At 63.5% G+C, this 23,142-nt stretch carries 15 protein-coding genes and 1 pseudogene; 1 reads left to right on the top strand and 15 read right to left on the bottom strand.

Going from position 1 to position 23,142, the window contains the following annotated elements:
* Position 1: 1 nt before the first annotated feature.
* The 15 genes and pseudogenes from RTH46_RS11020 to betI form a co-directional block, all read right to left on the bottom strand.
* Positions 2–772, bottom strand: coding sequence for a 2,3-dihydro-2,3-dihydroxybenzoate dehydrogenase (locus tag RTH46_RS11020; RefSeq protein ID WP_153788018.1), 771 nt, complete (start codon positions 770–772; stop codon positions 2–4).
* The gene (locus RTH46_RS11025; RefSeq protein WP_316905692.1) at positions 769–1,656 is read right to left on the bottom strand and encodes an isochorismatase family protein; all 888 of its coding nucleotides are present in this window, start codon (positions 1,654–1,656) and stop codon (positions 769–771) included. The genes RTH46_RS11020 and RTH46_RS11025 overlap by 4 nt, the downstream gene beginning before the upstream one ends.
* Before the next feature lie 31 nt (positions 1,657–1,687).
* Positions 1,688–3,316: a (2,3-dihydroxybenzoyl)adenylate synthase gene (locus tag RTH46_RS26260; protein ID WP_410478563.1), complete on the bottom strand. Its 1,629-nt coding sequence runs from the start codon at positions 3,314–3,316 to the stop codon at positions 1,688–1,690.
* 6 nt (positions 3,317–3,322) lie between these two features.
* Positions 3,323–7,450, bottom strand: a pseudogene (locus RTH46_RS11030) (amino acid adenylation domain-containing protein); the annotation flags it as partial.
* Positions 7,413–9,119 (bottom strand): thiamine pyrophosphate-dependent enzyme, encoded by a 1,707-nt coding sequence (locus tag RTH46_RS11035; RefSeq protein ID WP_279848237.1) that lies wholly within the window; start codon positions 9,117–9,119, stop codon positions 7,413–7,415. The pseudogene RTH46_RS11030 and the gene RTH46_RS11035, both read right to left, overlap by 38 nt.
* Positions 9,116–10,438, bottom strand: coding sequence for a hypothetical protein (locus RTH46_RS11040; RefSeq protein ID WP_153788014.1), 1,323 nt, complete (start codon positions 10,436–10,438; stop codon positions 9,116–9,118). The genes RTH46_RS11035 and RTH46_RS11040 overlap by 4 nt, the downstream gene beginning before the upstream one ends.
* A 2-nt stretch (positions 10,439–10,440) precedes the next feature.
* Positions 10,441–11,694, bottom strand: coding sequence for a chorismate mutase (locus tag RTH46_RS11045; RefSeq protein ID WP_316905694.1), 1,254 nt, complete (start codon positions 11,692–11,694; stop codon positions 10,441–10,443).
* A complete protein-coding gene (gene pabB, locus RTH46_RS11050) occupies positions 11,691–13,151 on the bottom strand; it encodes an aminodeoxychorismate synthase component I (protein WP_316905695.1) in 1,461 nt (486 codons plus the stop codon). Before pabB ends, RTH46_RS11045 begins: the two co-directional genes overlap by 4 nt.
* Positions 13,152–13,182: 31 nt before the next feature.
* Entirely contained in the window at positions 13,183–13,773 is a 591-nt protein-coding gene (locus RTH46_RS11055; protein WP_316905696.1) for an aminodeoxychorismate/anthranilate synthase component II, read from the bottom strand.
* Positions 13,774–13,789: 16 nt separating this feature from the next.
* Positions 13,790–14,728: a diiron oxygenase gene (locus tag RTH46_RS11060; RefSeq protein ID WP_316905697.1), complete on the bottom strand. Its 939-nt coding sequence runs from the start codon at positions 14,726–14,728 to the stop codon at positions 13,790–13,792.
* A 50-nt stretch (positions 14,729–14,778) separates the two neighbouring features.
* Positions 14,779–15,333 carry an acyl-homoserine-lactone synthase gene (locus RTH46_RS11065; RefSeq protein ID WP_153788008.1) on the bottom strand — a complete coding sequence of 185 codons (555 nt, stop codon included), beginning with the start codon at positions 15,331–15,333 and terminating at the stop codon, positions 14,779–14,781.
* A 125-nt stretch (positions 15,334–15,458) separates the two neighbouring features.
* The gene (locus RTH46_RS11070) at positions 15,459–16,172 is read right to left on the bottom strand and encodes an autoinducer binding domain-containing protein (RefSeq protein WP_153788007.1); all 714 of its coding nucleotides are present in this window, start codon (positions 16,170–16,172) and stop codon (positions 15,459–15,461) included.
* Positions 16,173–16,585: 413 nt separating this feature from the next.
* Positions 16,586–18,283: a choline dehydrogenase gene (gene betA, locus RTH46_RS11075; protein ID WP_153788006.1), complete on the bottom strand. Its 1,698-nt coding sequence runs from the start codon at positions 18,281–18,283 to the stop codon at positions 16,586–16,588.
* 78 nt (positions 18,284–18,361) lie between these two features.
* On the bottom strand, positions 18,362–19,834 hold the full coding sequence (gene betB / locus RTH46_RS11080; RefSeq protein ID WP_316905698.1) for a betaine-aldehyde dehydrogenase: 1,473 nt from the start codon (positions 19,832–19,834) through the stop codon (positions 18,362–18,364).
* Positions 19,835–19,872: 38 nt separating this feature from the next.
* Complete coding sequence (betI, locus tag RTH46_RS11085; protein WP_153788970.1) at positions 19,873–20,529, bottom strand: transcriptional regulator BetI; 657 nt, start codon at positions 20,527–20,529, stop codon at positions 19,873–19,875.
* Between the two features lie 476 nt (positions 20,530–21,005).
* Here betI and RTH46_RS11090 point away from each other — a divergent pair, with 476 nt between their 5' ends.
* Positions 21,006–23,009, top strand: coding sequence for a BCCT family transporter (locus RTH46_RS11090; protein ID WP_125465881.1), 2,004 nt, complete (start codon positions 21,006–21,008; stop codon positions 23,007–23,009).
* Positions 23,010–23,142 lie beyond the last annotated feature (133 nt).

A 23,142-nucleotide genomic window follows, 5' to 3' on the forward strand; every position in this document is an offset into this window, starting at 1 on the left:
CTCAGCCGAAGGTGGCGCCGCCGTCCATGACCAGATCCTGCAAGGTGATGTGGTTGGCATCGTCCGACAGCAGGAAAGTAATGCCGGCAGCAATGTCCTGGGGCTCGGCGATCTTGCCCAGCGGGATGCCGATGCGGTGCAGGCCGAGATCACCCTGGACCATGCGCTGGTCCAAGGTGGCGTCGCTGCCGGCCAGCTGGTGCAGCATGGGAGTACGGGTGGAGCCGGGCGATACCACGTTGCAGCGCACACCCTGCTTGCCGAGCTCCAGGCCCATGCAGCGGGTGAGCATGGCCACCGCGGCTTTCGAGGCGCAGTAGCCGCTCAGGTTGACCCGCGGAGTGCTCGCGGCGTTGGAGGCAACGCTGACGATTGCGCCCCGACGCCGTTGCACCATGCATCGGGCGACCGACTGGGAAACATGGAAGGTGCCGTGCACGTTGACCTCGAAAAGCTGCAACCAGGCCTGTGCCGATAGCTGCTCGAAGGGCGCTGACGCCATTACGCCGGCGGCGTTGACCAGGCCATCGAGTGAGTAATGCTCGTCGATGCGTTCGACCAGGCTCATGATCTTTTGCCGGTCGGTGATGTCGGCGCAATGAAGCTTGAGGTTGTCCGAGTGCAGGCGTTCGGCGAGCGCCTCCAGGCCCTGACTGTCGCAGTCCAGGGCGATTACCGTGGCGCCTTCGGCCAGCAGGCGCGTGGCGACTGCCGCACCGATGCCGCGCGCGGCACCGGTTACCAGTACGGATTTATCGAGGAAGCGCTTCATGCCGGGGCTCCCGCGGCTTGCGCTTGCAGGCGCCGGTCGACCAGTTGTACCCAGGCGCGAATGCTGCGGCGCTCAAGCAGTTCGAGGAAAGTCAGTGGCAGCCCGATTTGCTGCCACTGCTCGAACAGCATCAACAAGCGCACCGAGTCCAGACCCAGCTGTACCGGGTCGTCCACCTCCACGACCTGGTTCACGGGAAGCGCCAGGCAGCGTGCGACGTCGCCCGGCAGGTCATGGGCGACGCTCGACGGGGCGAGGGTATCGAGCAGCTGTTGCGTCGACAGCACAACGCTTGAACAGTGCGCCATCTGCTCCAGCGCCAACTGGTGACGCTCCAGGGAAAAGTCGGCCAGGGCATCGGCCACGACGAACGGCTGGATGTCTGCCATGAAGGCGTCGGTGGCGGTGGCCAGGCACCCGATATGGGCGTAGACACCGCAGATGATCAGCTGGTCGCGGCCGGCTGCTTGCAGTCGCTCGAGCAGGTCGGAGCGGGCGAAGGCACTGTAGCGATGCTTGACCAGCACCACATCACGCTGCGGATCGGGTGCCAGCCCGCTGACGATGTTGGGGCTGAAGCCGTCATCGGCCAACCCCGGGCCCCAGAAGTCGCAGAGCAGGCCACGTGAATCGACGGGCTGGTCGCCGGGCTGGGCGGTATAGAACACTGGAATGCCAAGGGCATTGCACGCTTCGCGCAGGGCCTGGATACGCTGGATCAGGGCGTCGACCAGGGCCGGTGAGGCATAGGGCTTGAGAAAGTGGTTCTGCATGTCATGGATCAGCAGGGCCAGCCGCTCAGGCGCAGGTGACCAAGGCAGCGCTGGTCGGCTCAGCGGGGCATGGTCGGGAATCGGGTAGTGCTGAATTTGTGGAATTGCCATCGAAGTATCCTTGAAATCGAAATGGGGCGGTTCACGCCGCGAATTGCTGGCGCAGTACCTTCTTGTCGGTCTTGCCCAAGGTGGTCTTGGGCAGGCTGGGCAGCCACTGGAACTGATCGGGAATGCGCTGCGCAGCAACGCCGCGTGCCTGCAAGTGGGCCTTCAGGGTGGCGGTGTCACAGCCCTGGCCGGGGGCGACGACCAGGACGGCACACGTGCGCTCACCCAGATGCGGGTCGGGAATTCCAATCACTGCTGCTTCCAGCACTCCGGGGTGGGCCAGCAGGTGGCCTTCGATCTCTTCTGCGGCAATTTTTTCACCGCCACGGTTGACCTGGTCCTTGTGGCGGCCGGTGACGACCAGGTAGCCGTCCTCGCGCAGGCAAACCACATCGCCGGTGCGATAGAAGCCATCAGCGGTAAATGCCCGGGCATTTTGCTGGGGGGCGTCGAGGTAGCCACGGATGGTGTATGGCCCACGTACCAGCAGGTGCCCTGGCTGCCCGACGGCGACCGGCAGATCGTCGTCATCGACCACCAGGATTTCGTCCAGTGGGCTCATTGGCCGCCCTTGGGTATGCAGCAGTTGGTCCAGGTCGCCCTTGAGGTCGGTGTAGCAGACCAGCCCTTCGGACATGCCATAGACCTGCTGCAGGGTGAAGTCGAAGCTTTCGCTCAAGCGTGCCGCCACCTCGTCGCTCAGGCGCGCGCCGCCCACTTGCAGGAAGCGCAGGCTGCTCAGGTCGTGCTGGCGTGGCGCGTGCAGCCAGGCCTGCGCCAGGCTTGGGACCAGGGCGGTGAAGGTCACCCCTTCCCGGGCGATGCTGGCGAAGCAGGCCGAGCCGCTGGGGTCTGCCTGCATCACGACACGGCCGCCCGCAAGCAGGGTTCCGATGAACCCTGGGGAGCTGAGTGTGAAGTTGTGCCCGGCAGGCAGCACGCACAGGTAGACGCTTTGCGGGCTCAACTGGCAGATGCTGGCGCTGACCCGGATGCTGTACAGATAGTCGTCATGCCGGCGCAGGATCAACTTGGGCATGGCAGTGCTGCCGCCAGAAAGTGTGATCAGCGCTGGGGCGCGGCTGTCTGTGGCCGGAACGGGAAGGTCGCGGCCATACAGGCTGGCATAGGGTGTGAACTCTGCGGCTTCGCCCAGTACGATCACGTGACGAATCGCATCCGGCAGGGTTTGCAGCTCGCGGGCGATCTCCCGATAGTCGAAGCCCAGGGCGTGATCCTTGATCAGGTACGCGACGGCCTTGCTGGCCTGGACAATGTGGGTGATCTCGTTGCGCCGATCGGTGGGCAGGGCGAACACCGGGACCACGCCAAGACGGAACAGCGCGAAGGTGGTTTCGATGAACTCCAGCACGTTGGGCAGTTGCACCACGATACGATCGCCCGGCCGTAGCCCCAGGCGGGTGAATCCGTCGGCCAGTTGGTTGCAGCGGCTGTGCAGTTCGGCGTAGGTAAGGCTGCGCTCCCCGTCAGTCAAGGCGATCCGCTCAGGGGTGTGGCCGGCATGACGGGCGATACAGGCATCGAGGGTTTCGCCGGTCCAGGCGCCCTGCTGGCGGTAGTAGCGCTCGAAGCGCTCTGGCCAGTAGGGGGCGTCAAGGCCGGGCAGCTGCGGGGCTGCAGGTTGAGCGTGGGCCTCCAGGTAGTCCAGGCACTGCTGGCGCGAAGCCGGGCCGAATGCCACCTGCCAGCCTTGCGGTATCGGGCTGAAGCTTGGCCATAGCGAAGGCTGCAAGGCGCTGTTGCGTAGCAGCAGGAACTGGCCGTGGGGGGCATCGAACGGGTTGTGGAAATCGCGCAGCACACGCTGCAGGCGCCGAGCCTGGGGCGTGACCAGCGTTGCGTTGTGCCGCAGCAGCACTTGCGCCAGTGTTTCTGGCTGCTCGCTGACGAAGTAGTGGCCGCCACCTTCGATCACGTCCAGCGAAACATCTGCGCTGTAGGCCTGCCAGTCGAGGTAGCGACTGGTGTAGTCCGGGGTCAAGGGGTCGGCGCTGCCGACGATGACATGGATGGGCGCGCGCAGCATGCCGCGCTGCCTGGCTTCATTGCTGAAGAATGCAGCGGTCTGGCCGGCGTCGTGTTTGGTCATCCTGGCAATGGCGGCCAGGCTGTGCGCGTCGGGCACTTCCCTGAACCCGCCCAGCTCACGCAGGAAATCGATGATCTGCTCGCCAGAGCGCTGGGCCACCTGCTGTTCCACCTCTTCAGGCTGCAGGTCGAGCAACATGCCGCCGATGGTCAACCCCCGCAGGTCGGCGCCGGCCTGTTCCAGGCGGCGGCTGATGTCCAGGGCCAGCGCATTGCCGGCACAGTGGCCATAAACCAGCAACGGCCCTTGCACCTTGCCCAGCACTTCGGCGACCACGCCGGCGGCAATGGTGGCGTTGTCTGCGAAAGGTTCATCGGCCTGTACCACATCGTGGCCCGGCAGGCGTACGCACAGGTAGTTGAAGGCGCTGCCAAGCTGCTCTACCAGTTGGCGATAGGCAAACACGTTGCCGCCGGCGAAGGGCACCAGCAGCAGCGTGGCGCGGCCTGCCTGGGCACTGGCTCCCATGGCCTGGGTCCAGCCGCTGGCAGCGGCGCTCAGGCCACTGTGGCGCAGGTAGTCGGCGCAGCCGCGGGGCGTAGGTTGTTCGAACAGTTGCAGCACGGGCAGGCCCATGTCCCGGCACAGGCCGATGGCTTTGATCGAGTCGCCGCCGATGCTGAAAAAATCGTCGTCCAGGCCGATGCGTGGCAGGTCCAGGTGCGTTGACCAGTGGGCCAGAACCTGTTCATCGAGGCGGTCCCGGGCAGGTTCCAGGTGGCGCGCATGGTTTGCTTCGATCGCGGGCAGGGCACGGCGATCGAGCTTGCCGTTGGCGGTGATGGCAAATGCCTGCTGCACCCCGATAGCTGCTGGCACCATGTAGGCTGGCAAATGTTCACGCAGGTGCTCGCGCAAGGCCTCGCTGTCTACGTCACCAACCGCATAACCCGGTGCCGGCACGACATGGGCGATCAGCTTCGGATCGTTGGCCCGGTCGTTTGTCACCAGGGCTACGGCATTTGAAACCGATGGGTGGGCACGCAGGCAGCTTTCTATTTCCCCCAGTTCGATGCGATAGCCTCGCAGCTTCACCTGCTGGTCGGCGCGGCCGATGTACTCGAGCTCACCGTCGGCCAGGCGGATCGCCACGTCACCGCTGCGGTACATGCGTTGCCCCGAAGCACCGAACGGGTCAGCGACGAAGCGTGCGGCATCCAGTTCGGGGCGTGCCAGGTAACCCTGGGCCAAGCCTTCGCCACGCACATACATCTCACCTTGTTCACCTTCGGGCACTGGCTGCAAGGCGTCATCCAGAACCAGTACGTCCATGTCGGCGTAGGGGCGGCCGATCAGGCTGCCAGCATTTGCCATTACCTGTTCACGGGTGATGAAACGATGGCAGGTGTTGATGGTGGTTTCAGTGATGCCATACAAATTGAGCAATTGCGTGTTCGCCGGGCGCGGCAGGTCGAACCACGGGGCAAGGCGGCCCAGGTCGAGGGGCTCGCCACCGAAGCACTGGTAGCGCAGCGTCATGCGTGCGGTCAGTTCGGGGCGGTCGGCTTCGGCCTCCATGAAACGGTAGAACGCCGAGGGAATCTGGCCGAACACCGTGACCTGTTCGTCCACCACCAGCTCCAGCAAGGCATGAGGGTCGCGGGTAATTGCCACAGGCACGATCACCAGGCGCCCGCCGTGCAGCAGGGCTCCCCACATCTCCCACACCGAGGCATCGAACATGTAGGCATGGCAGCCGGTCCAGACGTCACTGTTGCGGTAGTCGAACCAGCTGTGAGTACTGCCGAACAGCCGCACCACGTTATGGTGGCTGACGCACACACCCTTGGGTTTGCCGGTGGAACCTGAGGTATAGATGACGTACGCCAGGTCCTGAGGCTGTGGCCCGCCCGGTGGTGCGTGATCTGCGGCCTCCTGCAAGGCCTCCAGTGCAGTCTTGGCGTCGATGCTCAACGGTTGCTTGCCAGGCTGCAGCTCGCAGGCCTTGGCCACCGTGGCTTCGCTGCACAGCAAGATATCGGCGTTGCACTCGTCAAGGATGCTGGCCAAGCGCTCATGTGGCGCGTCGGGGTCCAGCGGCACGTAGGCCGCCCCGCACTTGAGCACGGCCAGGATGGTCACCACGGTTTCCAGGGAGCGCTCCAGCAGCAGGGCGATGGTGCGCTGCGGTGACGATGGGCGGGGCGACAGGTTGGCTTTGATCAGATGCGCCAGGCGATTGGCCTGGCGATCCAGCGCCCGGTAGCTCAGTGCCCGTTCGCCCAAGGTCAGCGCAATGGCGTCTGGCGTGCTGGCAACCCAGTGGGCGAAGCCATCGAGCAGTGTGGCCTGGTGTTGGCTGGCTGGTGCCAGCGACGAGCTGGGCTGTTGTGGGTGGGCACTGAGTTGGCCGAGCGGGCGCTCGGCGTCGCTGGCGAACGCTTCAACGAAGGCAAGGAAACGCTCGACGTGGCTTGCCAGCGCACCCGCGTCGTACAGCGCCGGGTTGGCCATGGCGCATACTTGCAGCCCTTGGCCAGGCAGGGGCATGACCTGCAGTGAAAGGTCGTCGGCGGCGCCGGCGCTGAGTACCTCGACCTCGCAGTGAAGCGAGCCGAATGCCAGCGCGGGCGAATAGATGTCGATGTTGATCTGCGGGCCGGTGAGTCGCCGTCCTTCGCCAACCAGGTTGCAGTCGCGGCGGATGTCCTCTGCCCGGTAGCGCTGATGCGCGCGCATGCCGGCCAGGGCGTCGCCGGTCTGGGCTAGCAGTTCGCTTACCCGCGTCCATGGGTCTATTCGCGCCTGCAATGGCAGCACGTTGGCCAATGTGCAGGGGACATCGTGCGCCTGGGTATCAAGGCGGTTCATCATCGGGATGCCGACGACCACATCGCGCTGGCCGGTGCTACGGCCAATGAAGGCGGCAAAGGCAGCTATCAGCGCGTGCACCCAATGGCTCTGCGATTGAGTGGCGCATTGGCGCAGGCGCTGGAACGCCGCTTCGGACAACTGGCCGCGGTGCAGCAGTGCCTGGCTGGTCGGCAGTTTCACCTGTGGGTTGAGGCTGGCCACGGTCAGGCTGCTGTCGACCTGTTGGTGCCAGTAGTCACGGTCCTGGGTGAAGGCTGGCGATGCCTGGTAGGCCTGTTCGGCCTCCAGCACCTTGTGAAAGGCTCCCAGTGGCGCTGCGCTGTCGCCTTGTCCGCTGTACAGCGCCGCCCAGCGCTTGAGGAACAGGCCAAGGCCTACGCCGTCCAGCGCGATATGGTGGCTCTTCACGTACAGGCAATCGGCGTTTTCAGCGACGCGCACCACGCTGGCCTGCAGCAATGGGCCGTGCTCCAGGTCCACTGGCGTCAACAGGTCGCCGGCCAGCCATTGGCGGGCGAGGCTATCGTTGGCGAAGGCGTGTTCGGCGATGACACTTTGCGCCATCGGCAGAATTTGCTGCTGTACCAGGCCTTGTGCTTCGACCATGCGTGCCCGCAGGCAGGTGCTCTCGCTCATCGCCTGGTCCAGCGCAGCCTGCAGGCGCTGTGTGTCCACGCGGCCGTCCAGGTGCAGCAGGCTGGCGATGTTGTAGGCGGCGCTCTCGCTGGCGAGCTGCTGGCCCAGCCAGATCGAGTGCTGGGCGGCAGTGAGCGCGAGTGTGGTGACGGCTTCCATTTCAAACGACTCCATTCTGAGGCTGGGGCACTGGTGCTCAGGCTTTAGGCAGATGCTGCTGTTTCTGCACCGCATCGAAGAACCGCTCGCAAAGATAGGAGCGGGAGTCTGGTGCGACGCGCGCGTCGATCAGTACCGGCCGGTTCATGGCCAAGGCTTCGGCAAGCTGTTCGCGAAGCTGCTGCGAGGTGTTGGCAGTGAAACCCTGCACTTTGTGGAAGCGGGCAATGTCGATGAACTCAAGGTCCGGCTGTTCGGTCAGCGGGCGGTCCTGCGGCTTGCTCGACAGAGAGGTCCAGCGCTGGTTGTTGAGAATCACGACAATGGGCGTGGTGCCGAAGCGAGCGGCATGCATCAGCTCGTTGCCGGTCATGTGAAACGCTCCGTCCCCTACCAGCACCAGTGGGCGCTTGCCGCTTGCCAGCTGGTAGCCGATGGCGCCCGGTACCGCCAGGCCCATGCTCATGTACAAGGAAGAGGCCAGTACGTCGCGCGGGAACATGCCCAGCGACATGAAAAAGGCGTCACCGCAATCGGCGATCAGGTCAAGGTCGGGATGCTCACTGAACACCCTGTTGAACTCGACGATGATTTCGAAGGGGGTCAGCGGCGAATCCGCCGCGGGCAGTGCTTCCGGGGCCGCCTGGTGAATGAACGTGGCCTGGTTCGCATCCAGCGGCGCCAGTGCCTGGCCATGCCGGCGGGCAGTCGTGGCCAGACCAAGCAGGGCTCGCAGGAAAGCCTCGGTGCTCAGCTCGAAGCGCTGACGGCCGACCATCACCACGCCGTCGTTGGCGTGAATCAGCCGGCCCCCGGCGATCTGGCTGACGATGCCCATGTTGACGTCGGAGTTGGGCTCGCCCAGCAGCATCAGTACGTCGCAACTGTCGACCAGCGTCTGGGTGAGGCGAGAAGGCGAGGCCGGGCCTGCATAGATGCCTCGGTAATTGGCATGCGCTGTCGGCAGGCCGCCCCGGGACATGGGGGTTTCGACCCAGGGCAGGCCGAGCGCCTCGCTAAGCGCCAAGGCTTCGACGCCGAGGTGCCAGCGCTTGATGTCCAGGCCAGGCACCAGCACCGGCTGGCTGGCCTGATCGAGCAGTTTCAATGCCTGTTCGGCGGCGCTCAACGCCTGTTGGTCGAACAACGCCGGTTGACGCCCGAGGGGCGTGCGCCGAGGTGTGTGGCGCACCTTGTGCAAGAACAGGTCGCGGGGGATCTCGATGTACACCGGTCGCGACTCATGCAGGGCGATGGCGATCGCCTCACGCAGCTGTTCCTGGGCCTGGTGCGGGTCTTCGATGCACGCCTGGTGCACGGTGACTTCCTGCATGAGGCGCAGTTGTGTGCCGTGGTCGACGATGGTGTGGTGAGCGAACATCGAACCTTGCCGCTCCTTGTGCCCGGGCGAGCCGGAGATCACCACCAGTGGCAGGCGCTCCACATAGGCCTGGGCGATGCCGTTGATGGCGTTCAGGGCGCCCACGCCGTAGGTGAAGCACACAGCGCCGGGGGCCTGGCCGCCCAAGGCGTACCCCAGGGCGGTCAGGGTGGTGCTGTATTCGTGGGACATGGTGCGCAAGGTCAGGCCGGGCGTGCCGAGCATTTCCCGCGAAAGCTGCATCGTGAAGTCGCCGGGAATGCAGAACAGGTCGCTGATGTCGCTTTCAACCAGTACATGGCCCACGAGTTGTCCCAGGGTCAGTTCCCGGGAGCCGGTGAACAACCGGGTCAGTACGTTCATCGCTGGATACCCCGCTCGATGAGGTGGCGGCATGCCTCGTCGATGTGCCCGTCGAAGGAGAACGCCAGCGGTGCCAATGGGAAGCCAGCCAGCAGCTCCTTGACCCTGGCCGCTACGCGCGCGGGTTCGGTACGTTTGAAGTACAGGTCCGCCACCAGCCCGGCCACCTGGCGGAAATCGTCCTCGCGCATGCCGCGACGGGTCATGGCCTGCACGCCCAGGCGAATGCCGTGAACACCTGGCTTGCCGGGGATCTCGATGTTGGTCGAGCGAATGCCGCCGGCATGCAGGCTGTCCACGCACATGGCCAGGGCTTGTTGCAGCGTACCGACGGCGAAGTGCACCTGGTGGGTTTCGGTGAAGCCGAACGACTCCCCGGAAACCTCCAGGCCAAGCTCGTGCAGCTGGTTGGCCAGGGCCTTGGCGTTGCGCACCATCTGCTGGGCGTAGGCTATGCCGAAGACTTCCATTTCCTTGAAGGCCGCCCACATCGATGGCAGCAACTCGGCGTGGCAGTTGCTCTGCAAGTGCGGGCAGACCCACATCGACGTATCGACCAGCAACGGGTGCTGGGCGGACTTGAAGGCGATGTAGCCTTTTTGCGGGCCGGGGATGGTCTTGTGGGTATTGCCATGGACCACATCGGCGCCGCAGGCCAGGGGCGAATCGAATACGCCGCCGAGGATCAGGCCGCCGTCATGGCTCATGTCGTAGGTCAAGGTGCAGGATTCGGGCAGTACCGCGCGAATCTCTGCCAGTGGCTGCCAGCGCAGCTTGAACGACTGGTCGAGGATGACGATGCGGATGTGCGGGTTGCGGCGCACCAGGTCATCGAGCCTGGCAACATCGATCAGCAGGCTGTTCGGGTCGACCGGCAGATGGAAGATTTCGATGCCCATCTTGCTCGCCAGCTGTTCCAGCGCGAAGTGCCCGCCGTCACGATGGGCGAAGTGGACGAAACCTTCGCCTGGCTTGCAGGCCGCCAGCATCAGCGCCTGTTCGGCGGGCGACCCGCCATTGGGCCGCCAGTCGAATGCCTGTGCCCCGAGCATGCGCCGGGCCAGCCCGCGCAGGTCGTCGGCGATCTCGTTCATCTGCCCAGGTTCGGGGAAGTGCCACTCGCCCATGGGTACCGGGAAGGGGAAGGAACAGTGGTAGAACGCCCCGGCGGTGCTGCCGGAGGTGAGGCGTACCAGTTCGCTCGGGTAGTTCTCGTTGGCGGTCAGGCTGAGGGTGTCCTGACGGTACTGGTAGTCCTGGTCGAGGGTCTGGGCCAGCCACTCGATGAGCGGGCCGGCGTTGTGCTTGTGCTGGTTCATGTTCAGCGGACTCCTGTCTGTGAAAACACTTCCGGTGTGACGGCAAGCAGTGTCTGGCGAGGGCCGCCGATGACGTCGTATTCGATCTGGCAGGACTGCTCGATGATGGCGTGGTAGAGCTGCTCGATCAGTTGCACCGGCACATTGAGCGTGCGCCCTCGTGCCGTGCAGCGGGCGAGCACCTGGCGAACCCGTTCGGGCTGCATCACGGCGGTGTTGCTGTCGCGCTTGCTGTCGGCAACCTCACGAATGATGTCCAGCCGCTGCGCGATCAGGTCGACGAGCTGATCGTCGATGCGGTCGATGCGTTCACGGTGAGTGCCCAGCACCGGGCTTTTTGCCACGGCGTCGGGCGTGTGCGCCTGCACCACCTCGAACAGCTGTCTGCAGCTGGCCGCCAGTTGAGGCTGGGCCTCTTGCAGGTAATTGCGCAGGCTGGCCATGGCGGCCAGGAATTCGACGTGGGCGTCGTTGCGGGCGTGTCCATCAAGGTGTTGCAGGTAGCCAATGGCCTGTTCGCGGGTGGCTCCGGAGGCCGGGTTGCCGGCCTGGATTTCCCAGTACACGTCCGGGTGGTTGGTCATCATGCGGGCCAGCAGGGCAAGCATGACCTTGAATGGCGGTGGCGCCAGCTCGATCAATTGCGCCAAGGGCACGTCGCTGGCCGCCAGGGTGTGGCCAAAGGCGAGCACCATGGAGTGGCCGACGGTCTGCAAAAGCGCCATGGTCTGGTCATGTTGCTGCGCCGTCAGCGTGTACAGGCGCATGCCGCGGCTTGTCAGGCGTTCGCGCAGGTCATCGATTGCCGCGCCAGCCTGGTAGGGCACCACTACCACCGGCCGGCCCTCGGGCGCCAGGTCACCCGAGAACATCGGGTTGAGCCCAACTACCGTCTGCGGCAGCGAGACATCGCGAACCAGCGTGGCGAACGCATTCTTGATGGACAGGGTTTCGACCAGCAGGCAGTCCAGCGCAAGGTGCGGCAGCAAGGCGGGAAGCGCCTGCAACAGCACGTTCTCCGAGACCGCCAGCACCAGCATGTGCGCACTCGCCAGTTGCTGGCACAGTGCCGTGCCTGGGGCGCGGATGTCGCCTTGGATGACTTCGCAGCCTGCAGGCGGCTGCGTCGGCTCCAGGTCGACGCCCAGCACCTTAAGGCCGGTTGCGCTCAGCTGTTCGCAGAGCATGCGCCCGATCGAGCCGGCGGCGCCGACCACGATCGCTTGCCTGTCGTTCTCGTGGCGGGGCAGGCTCATGCGCTCACCTCGTCAAGCAGGGCGATCGCTTCTACCACGCCGCTAGCCTTGACCACGGTCTCGACGTATTCGCTCTCAGGGTCGGACAGCGCGGTGATGGCCCCGCCGACACCGAAGCGTGCCAGTGCATCGTGCACCGCCACGCTGCGGATGAGAATGCTCAGGTCGCAGGCGCCGCTCAGCGACAGCCAACCCAGCGAACCTGAGTAAGCCCCCCGGGCGCCTTGCTCCAGCGCTCCGATGATCTGCATGGTGCGTTTTTTCGGGGCGCCGGTCATCGAACCCCCGGGGAAGCTGGCTTTGACGCAGTCGAGGGCCTGCATGCCGGGCTTGAGCTGGCCCTGGATAGTCGACACGAGTTGGTGAGCATGGGAGTAACTCTCCACCACGAACAGACCGGGTACTTTCACTGAGCCGATCTGGCACACCCGGCCCAGGTCGTTGCGCAGCAGGTCGACGATCATCAGGTTCTCGGCAAGGTCTTTTTCGTCCTGGCGCAGATCGTCGAGTTGGCGCTGATCTTCCCGGGGGTCGTTGCTGCGTGGTCGAGTGCCCTTGATCGGCTTGGCTTCAACCTGGCCCAGGCGGTCGACCTTGAGGAAGCGCTCGGGGGAGGAACTGGCCATTTCAAAACCGGGAATGGCGTAGTACGCAGCGTGGGGCGCGGGGCTGAGTTCGCGCATGATCTTGTAGAGGGCGTAGGCGGAATGCTCGAAAGGCAGTTCCACCAGGTTGGTCAGGCAGACTTCATAGGTTTCGCCATCGACGATCTGGCGCTGGGCTTCGAGGATTTTCTCGATGTAGTCCGCTTTCGCGTGCCGGGCGTTGGCATGGGCCGCGATCCACTGTTCGACCTGCTCAAGCGACATGCGCCGGGGGCGCCGGGTCAGGGGTTGGGCGGCGGGCAGTGCCTGCAGGCGTGCGCTGGCGTGGTCGAGCCAGGCGTTGGCCGTTGGTTGGTCGTATTCGTCCTTGACCAGGTGCAACAGGTAGCTGCGGTTTTCCTGATGGTCGATCACCAGCATGCGTGTGGCGAGCAGGAAGGTGGCATCAGGGGTTGGCGACGACCAGACCGGGTCGCCCAGGTTGGCTACTTTCAGGTCGTAGCCCAGGACCCCGACATAACCGAGGTTGAAGTCGAACGGCAGTTCGGCAGGGCAGGGGGTGTGCTGGGCAGCCAGGCGTGCACTGAGCCATTCAAGGAAATCCTCTGCCGGCTCGTGCTGCGTGCCCTCGAGTCGGCGCACTTCGACGCTGGCGCTCTGCTGCTGGTAGCGCAGTACTTCGGCCCAACGGCCTTGCGAGTCACCCATGAAGGTAAAGCGAGAGAACCCTTCGATCACCACACTGCTTTCCAGCAGGAAGCAGGCCGGGGACTGGGCGAACTCTTGCTCGAAGGCCGCCAGGGTGTCGGGCACATGATCAAGGGCCCGGAATTCGACACGGTTGTCACTCATCTGGAATCTCCGGAAAGGCTGGCGCGGGCTGTCAGCAACAGGTGCCGCGGTGCTGGTGTGCGAGGTCACGGAAATTGCCTAGCATTTGCAGGCCTGCCTCGGTGCAGATGGATTCGGGGTGGAACTGGATGCCGTGCAGTGGCCGATCCTTGTGGCGGATGCCATGGATCATGCCGTTCTGGTCCCAGGCACTGACGACGAACGGCGATTTGATCTGGCGCACCATCAGCGAGTGATAGCGCACCACGGTCAGGTCGGCAGGCAGCCCGGAAAACACGCCCTGGCCGTCATGGCTGATGCGGCTCAGGCGCCCGTGCATCGGTTCGGGGGCATGCACCACGTCCATTCCGTGCAGGTGGGCCATGCACTGGTGTCCCAGGCAAACGCCCAGTACCGGCACGCGGGCATCGCGTATGACGTCCTCGCTCAGGCCGATGTCGGCCTTGCGCGCTGGGGTGCCTGGGCCGGGGGAAATGATGATGGCGGCGTAACGCTCAAGATCGATGTCCGCCGGCGACACGTCGTTGGTGAAGACATCAGGTTCCTCACCGCAAACCTGGCCCATGAACTGGAAAAGGTTGTAGGTAAATGAATCGAAGTTGTCGACGATCAGGGTTTTCACGGCAGTTGCCCTCCACTCAGGCGCTGACGTAGTCGCGGTCGGCAAATGCTTCCCTGACCTGCGGGAGGTCGAGAATGCCCATTTGCCGCAGCAGGCGGTACAGACGCTGGAGGATCGATTTCTTCATGCGCGCGTGATCGGCATGGAAGGTCGGATCGGACTCGTGGATCACCTGTTCGGCTTGCTCGGGGCTCAGGCCGCAGTGGGCCAGCATGCGGCGCTCGAAGCGTCGTTCAGGATCGACATTCAGGAAATCGTCGAGATAGGCGGGTAGCATCATGCCGAAGCGCTCGCGGGTGCTTAGCGGCAGGGTTGGCCAGCGTTTTTTCATCACGTCGGCGAAGAACCGCGAATGTCGCCCCTCATCACGGACATGGTCGACCATGAGTGTGGTGAACGACTGGCTCAGCTCACGCTCGCGCCCCAGGTTGGCCACTTCGTCGGTCAGCACGTTCTCGGCGATGGTCACGGCCAGCAGCTGGAATTCGGTACGCAGCGATTCTGGCAGTTGCGCGTAGGCTCGGGCGGTCGCATCCAGCTTCTGGTTGGTCTGTGGCACCTCGATGGCCTCGATACCGCTTTTTTCATTCATCTGGGTCAGATAGTCGAGTGCCACATGGGCGTGGTAGCCCTCGTCGATGATTACCGTGAGGGCCTGTAGTTTTTCCACCTCGCCGATACCGGGGAACTTGTCATGCAGCATGTCCAGGCAGCATTGGATAATAAACTTTGTTTCCAATAGGCCGACGTTATAGAGAAACTGATAGGCCGCCTGGGTCAATACATAATTTTTTATGCTTTTGCCATGCGCTTGAATGATCGGGTGCTCACACATTGCGCAACGCGAGACGGGATAGATCAGTTGTTCACCGTCATAATCCGGCACGATAATTCGCGGTGTACTGCGCACAGTCGCTTTCGCGTACCAATGATCGTTGATCTGGTCGAGGCTCATGGTCATTTCCAATCAGGTGGGGAGGGAACGATGGGCGAACTGTTCGCCGCTCAGTTCACAGTGATCCAGGATGCATACAAGGGTTGGCCGTATTTGCTGCAGACTTCGCCGGCACGGGAGGCGTCTATGCCGACCTTGCGCAACAGCCGTTCAATACCTGGCGGTGACACGGTGATCAGCTTGCGTGCCCCGTGTTCCGCTGCGCAGCGCAAAGTCGCCTGCATCAGGGCAATTGCATTGGGTGAGGAAGTCTGCCGCTCGAGGCAGTCTGACGAGGCGCCGGTGTCGGCGGCGGCGAAGCGCGACAACTCCCAGACCTGCTCGCTGGCCGGCAGTGGCTGGCCGGCAAGCAAGTCTGGAAATACTTCACTGAGCAAATAAGGTGTGGCAGTACTCAATAAGCGCGCCACACCAACCACTTGTTTCTGGCTGTCCCTGGCAAGAATATAAACCGTGTCGTCTCTATCAAACTGATCGAACTCGGAATCTTCTTCGCAATCCAGGTTCCATCCCAATTTTCGGACAAATACCTGATACCGATAGTGCGCCATTGCCGAGCGTATGCTGGCGTCCAGTGTTTCCAGCTTTCCAGTGATGAATTCCATTTCTCGGGCTCCGCAGACTCTCATGGGCGGAGCTATTAAATACATCAGTAACCAAATGTGTAACCTACTAAAAACAGTAGGTTGGCAGTCATGCAGTTGTCATGTTGTAGCCATGGGCAGGGGCGTCAGAACAGTAAGCCGAGCATGGCCGCGCGCACTACCGCAGCGGTCTTGTTGGCGGTCTTGAGCTTGCGCACGGCATTTTTGATGTGGAAGTCGACAGTGTTCTTGGACAGCGTCAGCAGGTCGGCGATCTCACTGGCTGATTTGCCATCTGCGGTCCACTTGAGCACTTCTCGCTCACGTTCGGTGAGCTCGGGGGCTTCGGCGTTCCTGTGTCGTCTGTTCAGGATCGAGCTGAGCGAGGCGTGAGACGTGCTGGCCAACCAACGTAGCTTGTCGCCTTTTTCGTGGAGTTCGCGTTCGCTGATTTGCGAGTCGCTGCGGGCCACCGTGAGCATGGCGCAGCTGCCGCCAGCGTTGAGCATCGATTGCGACAGTCCCTTGCGCAAGCCATGCGCGCGGGCTTCCTCCCACAACTCGGGCGTCTGTGCGTAGAGTTGGTCGCTCCAGATGATGGGCCGCTCCGACTGCCGACCAAGGAGGATGGTGGGGTCGCTCTCCATGTACCTGGCCGCGCTGTAGCGCTCCTGCCAGGGTGCAGGGTAGTTGTTCAGCATGATCGCCTTGGGGCTCGAGAGCGGGTACGGGATCTGCTGGCCATAGGCACAGAAGTTGAATTCCAGCGCGGCGCTGGCTTCCAGAATCAATGCGAAGATGACGTTCTCGTCAACAGCACCTTCCAGTGCATGCAAAAGCTCAATTTGCCAACCGTCCATGATTGTTCTCATTGTCGCTGTGTAGGGTGCCACTAGAGCTGCGCTGGTCTCTTGGGAAATGAAGGATATGGCATTCCTGATTTTGGATCCAATTTATGACAGATGTTTCATCGGTCCCGAAAATCCGATCAACGTCCAACCGGCGCTCTTGGCTGCGCAGTGGGGAATCGGCGGGTTGAGATCTGTGTGGCAGAGGCGGGCGCAAGCGAGGCTGCTTGCTGGGTGGCGGGGGGATCAGTTGCCTCTCGGGCAAGATCTTGGCCAAGGAGGGTGCAGATGGCAGGGTTGCGTGGAAACGTATCGGGGGCGGGTAGGCTGCAGCATCTGCCAGGGCAGGTAGCTGCGCTGACACTTGGGTTGGCCAGACCGGCCGGCGACAAGGCCGGCCAGTCCAACCGAGGTGGTAGCAGGGGTCAGGCCTGCTTCACCTCACGCATCGGCTTGCCCTTCACCGGTGCATCGCCCGCCACGTAGTACTTGGCGGTGCTGCGCGGCAGCGGCTTGCGGCCACGGATCTTGTCGGAGATTTTCTCGGCGATCATGATCGTGGTGGCGTTGAGGTTGCCGGTGATGATCAGCGGCATGATCGACGCGTCGACCACTCGCAGGCCCTGCATGCCATGCACGCGGCCTTCGCCATCCACTACCGCCATGTCGTCGGTGCCCATCTTGCACGAGCAGGACGGGTGGAAGGCGGTTTCGGCGTGTTCGCGGATGAACTTGTCCAGCTCTTCATCGGTTTGCACGTGGGCGCCCGGGCTGATCTCGCGACCGCGGTACGGGTCCAGCGCCGGCTGGGCCATGATTTCGCGGGTCAGGCGGATGCCGTCGCGGAATTCCTGCCAGTCCTGCTCGGTGGCCATGTAGTTGAACAGGATGCTCGGGTGCTGGCGCGGGTTCTTCGACTTGGCCTGGATGCGACCACGGGCCGGCGAGCGCATGGAACCCATGTGCGCCTGGAAACCGTGCTCTTTCACGCCGTTGGAGCCGTTGTAGTTAATCGCGACCGGCAGGAAGTGGTACTGGATGTTCGGCCACTTGAACTCAGGGCGAGTACGGATGAAACCACCGGCCTCGAACTGGTTGCTGGCGCCGATGCCGGTGCCGTTGAACATCCACTCGGCGCCGATGGCCGGCTGGTTCCACCACAGCAGCGACGGGTACAGCGACACCGGCTGGGTGCAGGCGTACTGCAGGTACAGCTCCAGGTGGTCCTGCAGGTTCTCGCCGACGCCCGGCAGGTCGTGGACCACCGGGATGTCGAGGCTTTCCAGCAGGGCGCGCGGGCCGACGCCGGAACGCTGCAGCAGCTGCGGCGAGGCGATGGCGCCGGAGGAGACGATGACTTCTTTACGCGCACGGGCTTCGACGCGCTCTTCGCTGTCGCCGACCAGGTAGGTCACGCCAACGGCACGCTTGCCGTCGAACAGCACGCGGTCGCTCAGGGCGTGGGTGACGATGGTCAGGTTCGGGCGCTTCTTGGCCTGGTCCAGGTAGCCACGGGCGGTGCTGGAACGGCGGCCGTTCTTGGTCACCGAACGGTCCATCGGGCCGAAGCCTTCCTGCTGGTAGCCGTTCAGGTCTTCGGTGCGCGGGTAACCGGCTTGCACGCCGGCTTCGACCATGGCGTGGAACAGCGGGTTGTTGCCGGCTTTAGGCGTGGCAACGCTGACCGGGCCTTCGCCGCCGTGGTAGTCGTTGGGGCCGATGTCACGGGTTTCCGCTTTGCGGAAGTACGGCAGGCAGTCCAGGTAGGTCCAGTCTTCCAGGCCTGGCAGTTCAGCCCAGCCGTCGAAGTCCATGGCGTTGCCGCGGATGTAGCACATGCCGTTGATCAGCGAAGAGCCACCCAGGCCCTTGCCACGGCCACATTCCATGCGGCGGCCGTCCATGTGCGGCTCTGGATCGGTCTCGTAGGCCCAGTTGTAGCGGCGGCCCTGCAGCGGGAAGGCCAGGGCGGCCGGCATCTGGGTGCGGAAGTCGAAGCGGTAGTCGGGGCCACCGGCTTCCAGCAGCAGGACGGTGACGCTGGCGTCTTCGGTCAGGCGAGTAGCCAGGGTGTTACCGGCGGAGCCTGCTCCGACGATGATGTAATCGAATTCATGGGACATGAAAGTACCCTCGTGTTGGCGGTGATCAGGGAGCGGGAACGCCCGTGCGCAGGGGCACGGGCGTGGCGGGACTAGGTCTTAGAAGACCGAGTTGTAGCCGCCCAGCTCGACCTGGACCGACTTGATGCGAGTGTATTGAGCCAGCGAGCTGACGCCGTTTTCACGGCCGACGCCCGACTGCTTGTAGCCGCCAACCGGCATTTCTGCCGGCGACTCGCCCCAGGCGTTGATCCAGCAGATACCGGCTTCCAGCTGGTGGATGATGCGGTGGGCGCGGCTGATGTCGTTGGTGCAGACACCGGCGGCCAGGCCGTATTCGGTGTCGTTGGCGCGGCGGATGACTTCTTCCTCGGTCTCGTAGCTGAGGATGCTCATCACTGGGCCGAAGATCTCTTCCTTGACGATGGTCATGTCGTCGGTGCAGTCGGTGAACACGGTCGGGGCAACGAACGCGCCCTTGGCGAATTCACCCTCGGTCAGACGCTCGCCGCCGCACAGCACGCGGGCACCTTCTGCTTTGCCCTTGGCGATGTAGCCCAGCACGCTTTCCATGTGGGCGAAGCTGACCAGTGGGCCGAAGTTGGTGTTCTCGTCTTCCGGATTGCCGACGCGGATGCGGGCAACGCGCTCGGCGATCTTGGCTTCGAAGGCCGCTTTCATCGAGGCAGGGATGAACACGCGGGTGCCGTTGGTGCAGACCTGACCGGAGCTGTAGAAGTTGGCCATCATGGCGATGTCGGCGGCCTTGTCCAGGTCGGCGTCGGCGCAGATGATCAGCGGCGACTTGCCGCCCAGTTCCATGGTGACTTCCTTGAGCGTCGAGCTCGAAGCGCTGGCCATGACTTTCTTGCCGGTGGTGGTACCGCCGGTGAACGAGACTTTCTCGATGCGCGGGTGCTCGGTCAGCCAGGTGCCGACTTCACGGCCGCTGCCGGTCAGGACGTTGAACACGCCGTTCGGCAGGCCGGCTTCGGTGTAGATCTCGGCCAGTTTCAGGGTGGTCAGCGAGGTGACTTCCGATGGCTTGAAGATCATCGCGTTGCCGGCGGCCAGGGCCGGGGCGGATTTCCACAGGGCGATCTGGATCGGGTAGTTCCACGCGCCGATACCGGCGGTCACGCCCAGTGGCTCGCGGCGGGTGTAGACGAAGGACGATTCGCGCAGCGGGATCTGCTCGCCTTCGATGGCCGGTACCAGGCCTGCGTAGTACTCCAGCACGTCGGCGCCGGTGACGATGTCGACGTAGCGGGTTTCGGAGTACGACTTGCCGGTGTCCAGGGTTTCCAGCTGGGCCAGCTCGTCGTTGCGCTCGCGCAGGATGTCGACGGCGCGGCGCAGGATGCGCGAACGCTGCATGGCAGTCATGGCGGCCCAGACCTTCTGGCCGCGTTCGGCGCTTTCGACGGCCTTCTCGACGTCCGCCTGGGTGGCGCGCTGCACGTGGGCGAGGACTTCGCCGGTGGCCGGGTTGATGGCTTCGAAGGTGGCATCGCTGCCAGCGTCGACGTAAGCGCCATCAATGTAGAGTTTTTGCGTTCCGAAACGGGCCATAGTGTCCTCGCAAGTGCAGTGTGTGGTTGGCTGCCGCGTCACGCTCCTGCCGGTTGGCCAGTGGCTGTGCGCGGTGGTTCAGCGGCCTGGTCGTTGGTGTCCAGGGTGTGCTGTTTAGCCAGTTGTAGATCCATGTATTCGTAAGCAATCCGTATCGCCTGGTCGGTGTCGAATGCGTCACCCGACAAGGCGCCACGCAACCAGAGGCCGTCGATCAAGGCCGCCAGCCCGCGGGCAGCCTTGCGCGCATGGTAGAGCGGCAGGGCGCGGCGGAACTGGCAGCACAGGTTGGAATACAGGCGGTGATCGTTGATCCGCTGCAACCTGTGCAAAGACGGCTGGTGCATGCTGGAGGCCCAGAAGGCCAGCCAGGTTTTCATTGCCGGGCCGTTCACCTGGCTCGCATCGAAATTGCCTTCGATGATCACCTTCAGGTGAGCGCGCGGGCTGTCGTCCGTCAGGGCCTGGCGACGTGCGGCCACGCCCTCGTTGAGCATGCTCATGATGTAGCCCATCGTCGCTGCGATCAGGCCGTTCTTGTCCTGAAAGTAGTGACTGATGATGCCGTTCGACACGCCGGCCAAACGGGCAATCAGCGCAATGCTGGCGTCCCCCAGTCCGACCTGATCGACCGCCTGCAGGGTGGCTTCGATCAACTGCTGGCGGCGGATGGGTTGCATACCGACCTTGGGCATCTTGCTATCTCCTCAGGCCTGCGAGCAGACGACGGGCGGCTGACTCGGCGAAGGCCAGTCTATTTTGTTTTGATTGAACGTTCAATCAATAAAGAATAAGCTCTGCGACAATTTGTGCCATTGACAGTTTTCAAGCGGTCAACGGGACACGGATTGACACCCCAGGAAATCGCGTAACCCCCGGAATACAAGGCGTTGACGGGCATGAGCGATGCAAAGACAGATTCTGCCGAGCGGTCACAGGCTGCGCGGTCGGCCCTTGGAGCGGGCCTGGTGGCTGTGGCGAATGCGCACACTCCTCAACGGAGATGCGGATCGGCGACAGGTCACCCGTCTGTTTTCTTGCAACGTTTCTAATCGGGATCACGGTTTCCAGGGTGCCTTTTATAACACCTGACGCTGTAGGGCTATTGCACCAATTGCGTCGGAAATAACTGTTTAGCCTCCACTGCCGCACTGCCCGGAGCATTCGTGCAATGAGTTCTGCCTCCCTAACCAACCCACCTGCCGAGCGGGTACGGGTCAACCGCGTGGTGTTCTACACCTCGGCGCTGCTGATTCTCGTGCTGACGGCCTTGCTGATCGCTGTACCCGAAACCGCCGGCCAGGTGCTCGGTGTCGCCCAGAAATGGCTGACCCGCACCTTCGGCTGGTACTACATGCTGGTAATCTGCGGTTACCTGCTGTTCGTCGTTTACCTGGCCTTCTCCGACTACGGCAAGCTCAAGCTGGGCGGCAAGGACGACACCCCCGATTTCAGCTACGGCGCCTGGGCCGGCATGCTGTTCTCCTCCGGTATCGGTATCTCGCTGCTGTACTTCGGCGCGTCCGAGCCGCTGGACCACTACTTCAACCCACCGGAAGGCACCCCTGCCAGCCTCGAGGCCGCGCGCCAGGGCCTGCAACTGACCTTCCTGCACTGGGGCCTGCACGGCTGGGCGATCTACGCCCTGGTGGGCCTGGCCGTGGGTTACTTCGCCTACCGTCACAACCAGCCGCTGGCACTGCGCTCGGCGCTGTACCCGCTGGTCGGTGAGCGTTGGGTCAAGGGCGGTGCCGGCCATGCCGTGGACATCTTCGGCATGTTCGTCACCCTGCTGGGCCTGGTGACCAACCTCGGCATCGGTTCGATGCAGGTGGCCTCGGGCCTCGAGTACCTGTTCGGCATGGACCACAGCAAGACCAACCTGCTGGCGGTGATCCTGACCATGGCTGGCGTGGCCACCATCGCTGCGGTGTCGGGCGTGGAAAATGGCATTCGTCGTTTGTCCAACCTGAACATCCTGCTGTTCAGCGGCCTGCTGATCTTCGTGCTGCTGGCCGGCAACACCCTGCACCTGTTCAACGCCTTCGTGCAGAACATCGGCGACTACCTCAACGGCATCGTGCTGAAGACCTTCGACCTTTATGTGTATGAAGGCGCGGGCGACAAGTCCGAGCGCTGGCTGGGCCTGTGGACCGTGTTCTACTGGGCCTGGTGGATCTCCTGGGGCCCGTTCGTCGGCATGTTCATCGCCCGTATTTCCAAGGGCCGTACCGTGCGCCAACTGGTCAGCGGCGTGCTGCTGATCCCGCTGGGCTTCACCCTGGCCTGGCTGTCGATCTTCGGCAACACCGCGCTGGACCTGGTGATCAACCAGGGCGCCGTGGAGCTCGGCAAGACCGCGCTCGAACAGCCGTCGATGTCGATCTACCAGCTACTCGAATACTTCCCGGCGTCGAAAATCGTCATCGGCGTGGCAGTGTTCGTCGGCTTCGTGCTGTTCCTCACCCCGGCCGACTCGGGCGCGGTGATGATGGCCAACCTGTCGTGCAAAGGCGGCAAGGTGGACGAAGACGCCCCGCACTGGATGGTGGTGTTCTGGTCGGTGGTGATCACCCTGGTAACCATTGGCCTGTTGTTTGCCGGTAACTTCGAAGCCATGCAGACCATGGTGGTGCTGGCTGGCCTGCCGTTCTCGGTGGTGCTGGTGCTGTTCATGTTCGGCCTGATGAAGGCGATGAAGCAGGACGTCGCGGTCGAGAGCGAGCGCGCCGAACTGGCCGCCCGTGGCCGTCGCGGCTTCAGCGAGCGCCTGAGCCAGCTGGACCTGCAGCCGACCCAGGCCGTGGTGCAGCGCTTCATGGACAAGCAGGTGAGCCCGGCGCTCAAGGAAGCCGCCGAACAACTGCGCACCCTGGGCTTCGAGGTCGAGACCCGTGTTGGCCAGTCGCGCAACATGATGGGCCTGCGGGTGATGATGGAAGAGGGCAACCCCTTCGTCTACGAAGCCAGCCTGGATGGTTACCTGGCCGCGCCGAGCGAGGCGCCGGTCGAAGGCGAGCCAGAGGTGCAGCAGCGCTTCTACCGCGCCGAGGTGTACCTGCACGACGGCAGCCAGGAATACGACCTGATGGGCTTCACCCGCGAGCAGATCGTGCGTGACGTGCTGGATCAGTTCGAAAGCCACCGCCAGTTGCTGGGGCGTGTGTACAGCTGATAACGGCTGATGCAATGCCAGGGGCCCGGTTCGTCAGAACCGGGCTCTTTCGTTTCTGCTCGCCAGAGGCGCACAAACACTGCGCGACAGCTATATGTAGTGCCTGGGCGGTCGTGGCGCGAGCGCATCCTTT

The sequence above is a fragment of the Pseudomonas sp. zfem004 genome, from assembly GCF_032621715.1.
GTDB classification, from domain to species: domain Bacteria; phylum Pseudomonadota; class Gammaproteobacteria; order Pseudomonadales; family Pseudomonadaceae; genus Aquipseudomonas; species Aquipseudomonas sichuanensis.